The 11,521-nt window shown below is 60.7% G+C and carries 10 protein-coding genes; 6 read left to right on the top strand and 4 right to left on the bottom strand.

Annotated features, from left to right (window positions below; genetic code table 11):
* Positions 1 to 24: 24 nt before the first annotated feature.
* Entirely contained in the window at positions 25 to 921 is an 897-nt protein-coding gene (locus tag FHN83_RS23685; RefSeq protein WP_139565142.1) for a LysR family transcriptional regulator, read from the bottom strand.
* A gap of 129 nt (positions 922 to 1,050) precedes the next feature.
* Here FHN83_RS23685 and FHN83_RS23680 point away from each other — a divergent pair, with 129 nt between their 5' ends.
* From FHN83_RS23680 to FHN83_RS23670, 3 genes are read left to right on the top strand one after another with little or no spacing between them, the layout of a single operon-like run.
* The gene (locus FHN83_RS23680; protein WP_039028697.1) at positions 1,051 to 2,358 is read left to right on the top strand and encodes an MFS transporter; all 1,308 of its coding nucleotides are present in this window, start codon (positions 1,051 to 1,053) and stop codon (positions 2,356 to 2,358) included.
* 15 nt (positions 2,359 to 2,373) lie between these two features.
* Positions 2,374 to 3,441 (top strand): tartrate dehydrogenase, encoded by a 1,068-nt coding sequence (locus tag FHN83_RS23675; protein ID WP_139565141.1) that lies wholly within the window; start codon positions 2,374 to 2,376, stop codon positions 3,439 to 3,441.
* Between the two features lie 3 nt (positions 3,442 to 3,444).
* Positions 3,445 to 4,707 carry a glycerate kinase type-2 family protein gene (locus FHN83_RS23670; RefSeq protein WP_139565140.1) on the top strand — a complete coding sequence of 421 codons (1,263 nt, stop codon included), beginning with the start codon at positions 3,445 to 3,447 and terminating at the stop codon, positions 4,705 to 4,707.
* A gap of 260 nt (positions 4,708 to 4,967) precedes the next feature.
* Here the strand turns inward: FHN83_RS23670 and FHN83_RS23665 are convergent, their stop codons facing one another.
* Together FHN83_RS23665 and FHN83_RS23660 are read right to left on the bottom strand one after the other, a co-directional pair.
* On the bottom strand, positions 4,968 to 5,957 hold the full coding sequence (locus tag FHN83_RS23665) for a zinc-dependent alcohol dehydrogenase family protein (RefSeq protein ID WP_139565139.1): 990 nt from the start codon (positions 5,955 to 5,957) through the stop codon (positions 4,968 to 4,970).
* Between the two features lie 85 nt (positions 5,958 to 6,042).
* Positions 6,043 to 6,978, bottom strand: a complete 936-nt coding sequence (locus FHN83_RS23660; RefSeq protein ID WP_139565138.1) for a LysR family transcriptional regulator — start codon at positions 6,976 to 6,978, stop codon at positions 6,043 to 6,045.
* 120 nt (positions 6,979 to 7,098) lie between these two features.
* Between FHN83_RS23660 and FHN83_RS23655 the strand changes: the two genes are divergently transcribed.
* The 3 genes from FHN83_RS23655 to FHN83_RS23645 all read left to right on the top strand — a co-directional run bounded on the left by FHN83_RS23655 (position 7,099) and on the right by FHN83_RS23645 (position 10,833).
* Positions 7,099 to 7,977, top strand: a complete 879-nt coding sequence (locus tag FHN83_RS23655) for an MBL fold metallo-hydrolase (RefSeq protein ID WP_139565137.1) — start codon at positions 7,099 to 7,101, stop codon at positions 7,975 to 7,977.
* Positions 7,978 to 8,099: 122 nt separating this feature from the next.
* The gene (gene fusA / locus FHN83_RS23650) at positions 8,100 to 10,202 is read left to right on the top strand and encodes an elongation factor G (protein WP_139565136.1); all 2,103 of its coding nucleotides are present in this window, start codon (positions 8,100 to 8,102) and stop codon (positions 10,200 to 10,202) included.
* Positions 10,203 to 10,215: 13 nt separating this feature from the next.
* Entirely contained in the window at positions 10,216 to 10,833 is a 618-nt protein-coding gene (locus FHN83_RS23645) for a trypsin-like peptidase domain-containing protein (protein WP_039028702.1), read from the top strand.
* Here FHN83_RS23645 and FHN83_RS23640 read toward each other — a convergent pair.
* Complete coding sequence (locus FHN83_RS23640; RefSeq protein ID WP_139565135.1) at positions 10,827 to 11,402, bottom strand: flavin reductase family protein; 576 nt, start codon at positions 11,400 to 11,402, stop codon at positions 10,827 to 10,829. The two genes, FHN83_RS23645 and FHN83_RS23640, sit on opposite strands and share 7 nt — an antisense overlap.
* Positions 11,403 to 11,521: the final 119 nt, after the last annotated feature.

Raw genomic sequence — 11,521 nt, 5'->3', positions numbered from 1 at the left:
GCCCGGCAAACATACCGCACGGTGCTAAACATACAACTCCGGATGCTCGTCAAGCATCAATAGCATATTATCCCGAATCTCATCCTGGGCTCCGGCCATCCACACCGCCTCCAGCGGCATTCCCATCCGATCGGCACCGTTCAGCTTCACAAACTTTACCCCCGGCATCAGATAGCGACTGCTCCATGCGGGCACAATCGCCAGCCCAATTCCCGCCGCCACCAGATTGATAATGGTCTGCTTCTCATCCGCCATCTGTGACACTGTCACCTCAATGCCAGCGTGATGGAACAGATTCATGGTCAGGTCATGGCTGTGCGGGCGCGAGCGCCGCTCGGGCAGGATCATCGGCATCCCTTCCAGCTCGACGATATCCACCGCGTCGCGCTCCGCAAACGGGTGGCTGGCGGGCAGGGCCAGGATACCCGGCTCGTTGCACAAAAACGCCCGGCCAAACTGCACGTCGAGCTGGGCCGGCGGGCGGATAAACACCAGATCCAGCCTGCCGCTTTTCAGCTTCGGCAGCAGATGCACCGTCTTATCCTCGAACAGCTGGATCTCCACCTCCGGGTAGTGTTGGCGGAACAGCTGCAGCAGCCCGGGAAGTAAACCGATGGCCGCACTGTCGATGGTTCCGACGCGTAAAAGCGGCTGCGAGCGGCGCGGATTTTGACGAAATTGCAACATAATCGCGTCGGCATGGGCGAGCAGTTTTCGCGCCTCTTCCCGCAGCAGGACGCCGTTCTCGGTGAGCGCCACCCGGCGGGTCGATCGGGTAAACAGACGCGTGCCAAGTGCCTCTTCTAAAAGACGAATGTTTCTTCCCAGGGCGGAGGGCAGCATATCCAGCCGCTGTGCCGCCTGGCCGAAATGCAGGGTCTCTGCCACCGCCAGGAAACAGCGCAGGTGTTGTAGTTCCATTTTGGCTCGCTCGTGATTATTGCATTTTTTTGTATAAACCGATGCGCATGATCATGCAAGAAATATCAGCATACTCATCAAAGCAGCCCGACTGCGTACCCTACAAAATAATTATGAGGAACACCTCACATGACCTGCACAATCGAACAACGGGTAATGCGCAAAATCACCTTGCGCATCGTGCCCTTCATCATGCTGTTGTACTTCATCGCCTTCCTTGACCGCGTGAACATCGGTTTCGCGGCGCTCACCATGAATGCCGACCTCGGATTCTCTCCGGCGGTGTTTGGCTTTGGGGCCGGGATCTTCTTCCTCGGCTATTTCCTGTTTGAAGTTCCCTCCAACCTCATCCTGCACAAGGTCGGGGCGCGCATCTGGATTGCGCGGGTGATGATCACCTGGGGGCTGGTCTCCGGTGGCATGGCCTTTGTTCAGGGCACCACCAGCTTCTATACCCTGCGTTTCCTGCTCGGCGTGGCGGAAGCCGGGTTCTTCCCGGGGATCATCCTCTACTTAAGCTACTGGTTCCCGGCACAGAAGCGCGCCCAGGTCACAGCCATCTTTATGGCGGCGGCCCCCATCTCCACCGCGCTCGGCTCGCCGATCTCCGCCGCGCTGCTGGAGATGCACGGCATGATGGGCTTTGCCGGCTGGCAGTGGATGTTTGTTCTGGAAGCGGTTCCGGCGGTGATCCTCGGCGTGGTGGTGCTGTTCTGGCTGACCGACCGCCCGGAAAAAGCGAAATGGCTCAGCGAAGAGGAGCGCGGCTGGCTGATTGGCACCCTGCAACGGGAGCAGGCGGCGAAACAGGCCACGGCGCAGCACAGCGTCTGGAAAGGGCTGCTGGATAAACGCGTGCTGGCGCTCTCCCTGGTCTACTTCGGCACCTCCGCCGGGCTCTATACCCTGGGTATCTGGTCCCCGCAGATCATCAAAACCCTCGGCGTCTCCTCCATGACCGTCGGCCTGCTGAACGCTATTCCGGCGGTGATTGCGGTGGTGGCGATGGTGCTCTGGGCGCGTCATTCGGACAAAACCGGCGAACGCTCGTGGCACGTGATTGCCGCCTGCATCGTGGCTGCTGCCGGGCTGTTTATGGCGGGCAGTACGGCAAGCATCGTCGGCGTGATCCTGGCCCTGACCATCGTTAACTGCGGCATCAGCGCCTCTAAACCGCCGCTGTGGAGCATGCCAACGCTGTTCCTTTCCGGTTCAGCGGCGGCTGCAGGTATCGCCACCATCAACTCACTCGGCAATCTCGGCGGCTTTGTCGGCCCGTTCATGATTGGCCTGATTAAGCAGCACACCGGCAGTTACACCTGGGGGCTGTGGTTTGTCGCCGGGTTACTGATCCTCTCCTCGCTTGTTGTGCTCTGGCTGTCGGCATCCAGCCGTAAAACCCAGACCAGCGAACCCTTAGTTCAGTCAAAACATTAATTAAAGGAAACACAGATGAAAGATTACGCGATTGCAGCCATCCCCGCAGACGGTATCGGTCCGGAAGTGATCACCGCAGGGATAGAGGTGTTACATGCGCTGGCGCAGCGTCAGGGAAATATGCGTTTCTCGGTACACACCTTTGAATGGGGTTCGGACTATTACAAAACCCACGGCGTGATGATGCCGGAGGACGGACTGGCGCAGTTAAAAGCTTTTGATGCCATCTACTTTGGCGCTGTGGGTGCCCCGGACGTGCCGGACCACATCACCCTCTGGGGGCTGCGTCTGCCGATTTGCCAGGGCTTCGACCAGTACGCCAACGTGCGACCGACCAAAATCCTGCCGGGCATTCAGTCTCCGCTGCGAAAGGCGGTGCCGGGCACCCTCGACTGGGTGATTGTGCGTGAGAACTCGGAAGGGGAATACTCCGGTCACGGCGGGCGGGCGCACCGCGGTCTGCCGGAAGAGGTGGGCACCGAGGTGGCGATTTTCACCCGCACCGGGGTGACGCGCATCATGCGCTATGCCTTCCGTCTGGCGCAGACGCGTCCGCGAAAGCTGTTAACCGTGGTGACCAAGTCCAACGCCCAGCGTCACGGGATGGTGATGTGGGATGAGATCGCCGCCGAAGTCGCCCGTGAGTTCCCGGATGTCACCTGGGACAAAATGCTGGTGGATGCCATGACCGTCCGAATGACCCTGCACCCGGAGTCGCTGGACACCATCGTGGCCACCAACCTGCACGCCGACATCCTCTCCGATCTGGCAGGCGCCCTGGCGGGCAGCCTGGGGGTGGCGCCGACCGCTAATATCGACCCGGAGCGCCGCTTCCCGTCGATGTTCGAACCGATCCACGGCTCGGCGTTTGATATCACCGGCAAGGGCATCGCCAACCCTGTCGCCAGCTTCTGGACCGCGGCGCAGATGCTGGAGCATCTGGGCGAAGCCGAAGCCGCCGCCCGTCTGATGACCGCCGTGGAGCAGGTCTGCGCCGAGGGGATCATGACCCCGGACGTGGGCGGCACGGCCAATACCCGCGAGGTCACCCAGGCGGTGATCCGCGCCATCGCAGAAGGCTGACCTATGGATCAACACGACGACAGCGCCCTGAGAGGGGCGCTTACTGAGATCTTCATGGCGGCAGTGAAGAGTGCCGATCCCCATGAAGCGCTTATCAAAGCTCTGCCGGAGAAACCGCGCGGACGCTGCATTGTGGTCGGGGCCGGGAAAGCCAGCGCCGCCATGGCTGCCGCGCTGGAGGCCGCCTGGCCGGATGTGGATCTGCAGGGTGTGGTAGTGACCCGCTACGGTCACGCGGCCCCGACGCAAAAAATCCGCATCGTCGAGGCGGCGCACCCGGTCTCGGATGCGATGAGCGAAGTGGCCTCGATGCTGATGATGGAGCAGGTGAAAAACCTTACCGCCGACGACTGCGTCATCGCGCTGATCTCCGGCGGGGGCTCGTCGCTGCTGGCGCTACCGCGTAAGGGGATCACGCTTGCCGACAAGCAGGCGGTGAACAAGGCGCTGTTGAAGAGCGGGGCGACCATCAAGGAGATGAATACCGTTCGCAAGCAGCTCTCTGACATTAAAGGCGGCCGCCTGGCGCTGGCCGCCAGACCCGCCCGGGTGATCACGCTTATCATCAGCGACGTGCCTGGCGACGATCCCCAGAGCATCGCCTCTGGCCCGACGGTGGCGGACAGCTCAACAACCGAAGAGGCGCTGGAGATTATCGCCCGCTACGGTCTGGATCTGCCGGATCCGGTGATGCGGGTGATGCGAACCCCGCGCGCGCCGGTGACGCCTGCGGACATTGACGAGGATATCCGCCTGATCGCCACGCCGTCCGGGGCGCTGGCCGCCGCAGCAGAGGTGGCCCGGCGGATGGGCTACACCCCATTGATTCTGGGCGATGCGCTAGAGGGCGAAAGCGCCCAACTGGGGATTGTGATGGCCGGGATCGCGAAATCCATGAAGCAGTACGGCCTGCCGGTGAAAGGCCCGGCGGTGCTGCTGAGCGGCGGCGAGACCACGGTGACCATCGGCGACACCGGCTGCGGGCGCGGCGGGCGCAACACCGAGTTCCTGCTGGCGCTGGCCTGCGCGCTGAAGGGCGAGGAGGGGATCTACGCCATCGCGGGGGACAGCGACGGTATCGACGGCACCGAGGATGCCGCAGGGGCCATCGTCACACCGGATACGCTGTCGCGCACCGCGCTGGATGCGAAGGCGATGCTGCGCGGACACGACAGTTACAGCTACTTCGCTGCGCTGGGGGATCTGCTGGTGACCGGCCCGACGTTAACCAACGTGAATGATATACGGGTGGTAGTGGTCAGGTGAGCGGGTATCGCCGGGCGGCAGCTTCGCTTTGCCCGGCCTACAACTGCACGAACCACACCCGCACCCGTAGGCCGGGTAAGGCGAAGCCGCCACCCGGCAAAACCCGCCCCGAACCCCCCGGCCGGGTAAGGCGAAGCCGCCACCCGGCAAAACCACCCCCCGAACCGTAGGCCGGGTAAGGCGCAGCCGCCACCCGGCAAAACTAACTCCGAGCCCCCAGGCCGGGTAAGGCGCAGCCGCCACCCGGCTGGTTTAAAACCTCACACCGTCACCACAATCTTCCCTACCTGGCCGTTCGACTCCATATACCGCTGTGCATCAGCAATCTGTTCCAGCGGAAAGGTTTTGTCGATGAGCGGCTTAAGCGCTCCGCTGCGTAACCCGTCACTGACAAAGGCTTTTGCTCGCGCCATTTTGTCGGCGTTGGTGGTGATCTCAAAAAGCTCATACCCGCGGAAGGTCAGATGTTTGCCGAGGATCGCGAACACCGGCACCGAGAGATCGCGGCTGTCCAGCGCACCGTACTGGAAGAACACGGCGCCGTCAGACATCACCTTCGCAATGTCCCCCACGCCTGGGCCGCCTACCGGGTCAAAGACCATCTGCAGCCCTTTATCCTCCGTAATGCGGTTTAGCTCATCAGCCACATTCTGCTCCTGACTGGCGACCACCGCAGCGGCACCTGCCTCCAGCAGCAGGGCGCGCTTATCGCTTGTGCGCGTCATGGCGACAGGAAGGGCACCGCGCATTCTCGCTATTTGAATGGCCGCCAGCCCGACGCTGCTGGAGGCGGCGTTGATCAGAACATAATCCCCTTTTTTCACCTCGCCGTACTCGACCAGGGCACCAAAAGCGGTGACGTACATCATCCAACTGGCAGCAGCCTGTTCAAAGCTAAGGTTCTCGGGATGTTTCACTACGGCGTGTGCCGGTGCGTTCACGACTTCGCCGTACATGCCATAGACGCTGAACGAAAAGGCAGGGATCACGCTCACCCTGTCGCCAGGGCTAAATTCGGTGACGTTGGTTCCGACGGATTTCACCACTCCGGCAGCTTCATAGCCGAGGCGAGCCGGGAACTGTGGCTCGATGACATACTGACCGGTGCGATACATGATCTCAGCCCGGTTAATGCCGATGGCGTGAACCGCAATCTGTACCTCATCCGCCGACGGGGCGGGCACGGTAACGTCCTGAAGTTCGAGCACATCTGCGCTACCCGTCTGGTTAAACACAACAACTTTTGACATTTTTCACCTCGAATGACTTAACGGACTGTCTGATGAACAAACTGTACCGGGCAACATTCGAGGGAAAAACCGCGCTATCGGAACTTCACTGTTTCTTTATGGGTAACAATCCGGTTAACTGCGCTGATTGTTCGGTAAAGAGTTCGCTTAACCAGTCGATAAAGACCCGCACTTTAGGCGCCAGATAGCGTCGGTCGGGATAGAGCACCGAGATGGGCTTGGTGACGGTGGTATAGCCGGCAAGCACCTCAACCAGCGCGCCAGCCCGGAGATGCGGAGCCAGAACTGCATGGATCCCCTGTAACATACCCAGCCCCGACAGCCCGCAGGAGAGCAAAATATCGGAATTATCGACCAGCATGGTTCTGGCGGGACGCACGATCACCGGGGTACCGTCCTGCACAAAACGCCAGTCCATCACCGCACGGCTGTGGCCGGAAAAGAACATTATTGCTTTATGTCCCGCGAGTTCGTCAGGTGTAGAAGGGGTGCCGTATTTTTCCAGATAGGCGGGAGAGGCGCAGGTCACCAGGCGTGCATCCCCAAGACGTCGGGAGATAAGCGTGGAGTCCTGCAACTCCCCAAGACGGATCACGCAGTCAATCCCTTCCGCCACCATGTCGACGCGGTGATCGGAGGAGGTCAACTCCAGTTCAATCTCCGGGTATTTTTCCTGAAACCCGGACAGCGCAGGGATCAGCACCGCATGGGCAAGCGAAAGCGGGGTATCGACGCGAAGCCGGCCACGCGGCGGGCGGGTAGGTGAGAAAGAATCCAGCACGTCGTCCACCTCATGCAGCAGGACTTTTGCACGCTGGAAAAACAGTTCCCCTTCAGAGGTGAGGTTGATTTTGCGGGTGGTCCGGTGCAGGAGTTTTGCCCCCAGTTCGTCTTCCAGTTGTTGCAGGGCTTTGGTGACGGCAGGGCGGTGAAGCTGCAGCCTGTCCGCCGCCCGCGTAAAGCTGCCCTGTTCGGCAACCTCTACAAATATGTTCATCAGCTCGAACATCCTGGCGCTCATCGTTTCCGCCTTCCGGGTGGGATTGTTTCTTATGTGATAACAGTGTAATACGAAAACGCCACTTTTTAGCGCATCACCAAATACTTATGCTGATGTCATTCAACCAAAAGAGGTAATGACATGTCCCCTGTTCATACTATGCAGGCCCCTGCAGTCAATCGCAAAAAAGTGGGCGATATGGTGGTCACTATGCTCAGCGATGGCTATCTCGACGCTTCATTTGAGCTGTTATCCGGGATCACCGGGTCACAGGCTGAGGCCGTTTTGCAACGGCGCGGCGTCTCTGTGCTGCCACGGATGAACATCAACGTCTATGTGGTTCAGAACGGTGAGCAGACCATCCTGGTCGACAGCGGAGCGGGGAATTTTAAAGGGTGGGGCGGACGTTTGCCCGTGGCGCTGGCGGCGGCGGGTATCGATCCGTTGCAGATCGATACGATCTTGCTCACCCACGCGCACCCCGACCATATTGGGGGTCTGGCGGGCCCCTTGCAGACGCCGCATTTCCGCAATGTTGAACGGCTGTTTGTCCATCAGGATGAACTGGCGTTCTGGCGGAATAAAACCGTGCAGGCCAGCGCCCCGGATGGGTTTAAGCCCTCATTCTCCCTGGCGCAAAACGCTTTCGCGGCATACGACGAGAAGCTGGTGCCGTTCCGTCAGGAAGATATCCTGCCCGGGATCCAGGCCGTGGCCCTGCCTGGCCATACCCCCGGCCACAGCGGCTACGTTGTTGGCGATGAGAAAGCGTCACTGCTTATCTGGGGCGATATTGTCCATTTCCCGCATATCCAGGTTGAACACCCGGAGGTGACCATCGCCTTTGACAGCGATCCCGTTGCTGCGGCAGCCACCCGCAAACGCCTGCTTGAGCGGGTAGCAACCGACAAACTCACCGTTTCAGGGATGCACTTTAATGCCCCCGTCACTGCAACGGTGAGCCAGGGCCCGGCACAAGAGTTCGCCCTGCAATACGACGGCTGGTCACCCGCTGTGTAAATCCCCCTCCACCCCACCGCCAAATCACCCGTCCCCCGGTTTACAGGGCACTACACTGATCTACATACCTCCACGCGCTAACCCAGCGCGTGATTTTCATGTCCATTAAATAAGGATGCATCATGAACCGGCCCATTCCTCTCGAGCGTTATCGCAACATCGGTATCTCGGCACATATTGATGCCGGTAAAACCACCACTACCGAGCGCATCCTGTTCTATACCGGGGTGAGTCACAAGATGGGGGAGGTCCATGATGGCGCGGCGATCACCGACTGGATGGCGCAGGAGCAGGAGCGGGGGATTACCATCACCTCGGCGGCGGTGAGCTGTTTCTGGTCCGGCATGGATCGCGAGTTTGAGCCGCACCGCATCAACATTATCGACACCCCCGGGCACGTCGATTTCACCATTGAGGTGGAGCGCTCCATGCGGGTGCTGGACGGCGCGGTGATGGTTTACGACTCGGTGGGCGGCGTGCAGCCGCAGTCGGAAACGGTCTGGCGCCAGGCCAACAAGTACCGGGTGCCGCGCATTGCCTTTGTGAACAAGATGGATCGGCCGGGAGCCGATTTCTTTCACGTTGTGCAGATGATGATCGACCGGCTGAAAGCCCATCCGGTGCCGATTGTCATCCCCATCGGCGCGGAAGATCATTTCACCGGGGTGGTCGACCTGATCCACATGCGGGCCATTCTCTGGGATGACACCACCCAGGGGATGACCTTCAGCTATGCCCCGGTGCCGGACGATCTGCTGGCGACTGCGCAAGCCTGGCGGGAAAAAATGGTCTCGGCGGCGGCGGAAGCCAGCGACGAGCTGATGGATAAATACCTCGAAACCGGCGATCTCGACGAGGCGGAAATCATCCGCGGCTTACGTAAACGCACGGTGGCCGGGGAGATCCAGCCGATGCTCTGCGGAAGCGCCTTTAAAAACAAAGGGGTGCAGCGGATGCTCGATGCGGTGATCGAGTTGATGCCGTCGCCCCTCGACGTGCCCGCTATCGACGGCGTGGATGAAAAAGGCCAGCACGCCGAGCGTCACCCCAACGACGACGAACCCTTCTCGGCGCTGGCGTTCAAGCTGATGTCGGACCCCTACGTCGGCCAGCTGACCTTTATCCGCGTCTACTCCGGGGTGCTGAAAAAAGGCGACGCGGTGTTTAATCCGGTGAAGGGCAAAAAGGAGCGCATCGGGCGCATTGTGCTGATGCACGCCAACGACCGTCATGACGTCGAAGAGCTCAGAACCGGGGATATCGCCGCCTGCGTCGGGCTTAAGGATGTCACCACCGGCGATACCCTGACCGACCCCAATGCGGTGATCACCCTTGAGCGGATGGAGTTCCCGGACCCGGTGATCTCCCTCTCTATCGAGCCGAAAACCAAGGCCGATCAGGAGAAAATGGGCATCGCCCTGCATCGTCTGGCGGCGGAAGATCCTTCCTTCCACCTGCATACCGATGAAGAATCCGGCCAGACCATTATCTCCGGGATGGGCGAACTGCATCTTGAGATCATCGTCGACCGCATGAAGCGCGAGTTCGGCGTTGAGGCCAACATTGGCCGACCGCAGGTGACCTACCGGGAGACTATCCGCAAAGCGGTGAGCGACGTCGAAGGCAAATTTGTCCGCCAGTCCGGGGGCAAAGGGCAGTACGGCCACGTGGTGCTGAGCCTCGAACCGCAGGAGCCGGGCAGCGGCTTCGCCTTTGTCGATGCCACCAAGGGCGGGGTGGTGCCGCGGGAGTATATTCCGTCGGTTGAGAAAGGGCTGCGCGAGGCGATGAACAGCGGCGTGCTGGCGGGTTATCCGGTGGTGGATATCAAAGCGACCCTGACCTTCGGCTCCTATCACGACGTCGACTCCTCGGAGATGGCGTTTCGTATGGCGGCGATCTTTGGCTTTAAGGACGCGGCGCGCAGGGCCGACCCGGTGATCCTGGAGCCGATGATGCACGTGGAGGTCGAAACCCCGGAAGAGTACGCCGGGAATATCATGGGCGACCTCTCGTCCCGGCGCGGGCTGGTGCAGGGGATGGAGGAGCAGTTCGGCAGCCAGATTATCCGCGCCGACGTGCCGCTGGCGGAGATGTTCGGCTACGCCACCACGCTGCGGTCGATGTCCCAGGGGCGGGCGACCTATAGCATGGAGTTCCACCACTACGCCGAAGCGCCGCGCGTTGTGGCCGATGAGATCATCGCCGGACGCTCGAAAAAGTAGCTCCGGGCGAACCATGAAGCGTCTGCATCTCGCTCTCGCCGTCACCGCCGCCCCCCTGTTGCTGCTGGGGTGCGTGGTGATGTCCGGTACCAGCAAAACCGACTTTGCCGCCACGAAACAGGCGGACATGGTTTTTATCGGCCTGCCGGCGCCGCTGAACTGGTTTGTGGCCGGGATGCAGGGCACCACGTTTCCGGTCTCCAGCACCCTGTCGCTCACCGCCGCGCACGTCGCGGTGCCGCTTCTGAAGCCGATCAAAGCCCAGCACCCCATCTGCGATGTAGCGGTGATTGCCGATAACAACCTCGGAAAGATCGTGCATCAACTGGCCTACGCCCGGGCCGGGCGCAACGTCACGCTGTTCGGCTACAGCGCCATCAACAGCCTGCCGAAATCCAGCCGGGGCAAGATCGACGGCTTTGTTAAGCGCAACGGCTGCTACTACGGGATTGTCACCGGGGCGGGGGCGGTCTCCGGCATGTCAGGCGGGCCGGTGATCGACAGCCTGACCGGGGAGACGGTGGGGATCATTACCAACGTCATCCCGGGGGAAGGAGCGGTGGTCTTTATCGCGGTGCAGGATTTTACTAACGTGCTGGACCGGATGCGCATCCCCTATAAAACTTACTGACCGGGCGCTTTCACCTGCCGACCGCTGGTGACAAAAGTCCCCGCGCCGAGATGATGCAGGGTATTGCGTTTATCGTCGTCAAACTGCCAGCGTCCGGCCACAAACGCCCGTTCGTCTGCGGCGGCAGAAACCACTTCGCCAAACAGGGTGTCATATTTTTCTGCGGCGGAGGTGGCGGGCAGCAGACGGCACTCCATCCAGGCCAGGCACTTCTCTTCGATCACCGGCAGCCCCAGCACCGGGCCGTTAATCACCGGGATACCGTAGCAGTTAAACTTATCCTCCTCGCGCCCGCTGACGCTGCCCACGGCGTAGGTCCAGTTGGTGGCCGCCACGCCGGGAACCACGATCCCGAACATGCCGCTGCGCTCAATCAGCTCCCGCGACCAGGCGCTTTTATCCACCACGATGGCGATGCGCGGCGGTTCGAACTCGACCGGCATCGACCAGGCGGCGGCCATCACGTTGCGCCGTTCAAGGGTGTCGTCGCGGCTGGTGATCAGGATTGTCGGGCCGTGATTCAACAGGCGGCTGGCGTGCATTAACTCAACGGGGCGGAAGTGGCTCATAGATTTTCCTCGCAGGACAGGTGCAGGCATTAAACGCCTGAAAGCCATCAGAAATCAATATGCAACAAACACGTCATATATACGTCACATAAGCTGCCTACAGTGGCGAGCATCAAATC

The organism is Leclercia adecarboxylata, assembly GCF_006171285.1.
Lineage (GTDB): Bacteria > Pseudomonadota > Gammaproteobacteria > Enterobacterales > Enterobacteriaceae > Enterobacter > Enterobacter barmai.
This window is presented reverse-complemented; position numbering and strand designations above follow the sequence as displayed.

Bases quoted from the DNA above. Each gene is read 5' to 3' on its own strand.
- FHN83_RS23675 (WP_139565141.1), top strand. From the start codon at position 2,374: ATGAAAGATTACGCGATTGCAGCCATCCCCGCAGACGGTATCGGTCCG.
- FHN83_RS23640 (WP_139565135.1), bottom strand. From the start codon at position 11,402: ATGAGCCACTTCCGCCCCGTTGAGTTAATGCACGCCAGCCGCCTGTTG.
- FHN83_RS23660 (WP_139565138.1), bottom strand. From the start codon at position 6,978: ATGAGCGCCAGGATGTTCGAGCTGATGAACATATTTGTAGAGGTTGCC.
- FHN83_RS23680 (WP_039028697.1), top strand. From the start codon at position 1,051: ATGACCTGCACAATCGAACAACGGGTAATGCGCAAAATCACCTTGCGC.
- FHN83_RS23670 (WP_139565140.1), top strand. From the start codon at position 3,445: ATGGATCAACACGACGACAGCGCCCTGAGAGGGGCGCTTACTGAGATC.
- FHN83_RS23655 (WP_139565137.1), top strand. From the start codon at position 7,099: ATGTCCCCTGTTCATACTATGCAGGCCCCTGCAGTCAATCGCAAAAAA.
- FHN83_RS23665 (WP_139565139.1), bottom strand. From the start codon at position 5,957: ATGTCAAAAGTTGTTGTGTTTAACCAGACGGGTAGCGCAGATGTGCTC.
- FHN83_RS23685 (WP_139565142.1), bottom strand. From the start codon at position 921: ATGGAACTACAACACCTGCGCTGTTTCCTGGCGGTGGCAGAGACCCTG.
- FHN83_RS23645 (WP_039028702.1), top strand. From the start codon at position 10,216: ATGAAGCGTCTGCATCTCGCTCTCGCCGTCACCGCCGCCCCCCTGTTG.
- fusA (WP_139565136.1), top strand. From the start codon at position 8,100: ATGAACCGGCCCATTCCTCTCGAGCGTTATCGCAACATCGGTATCTCG.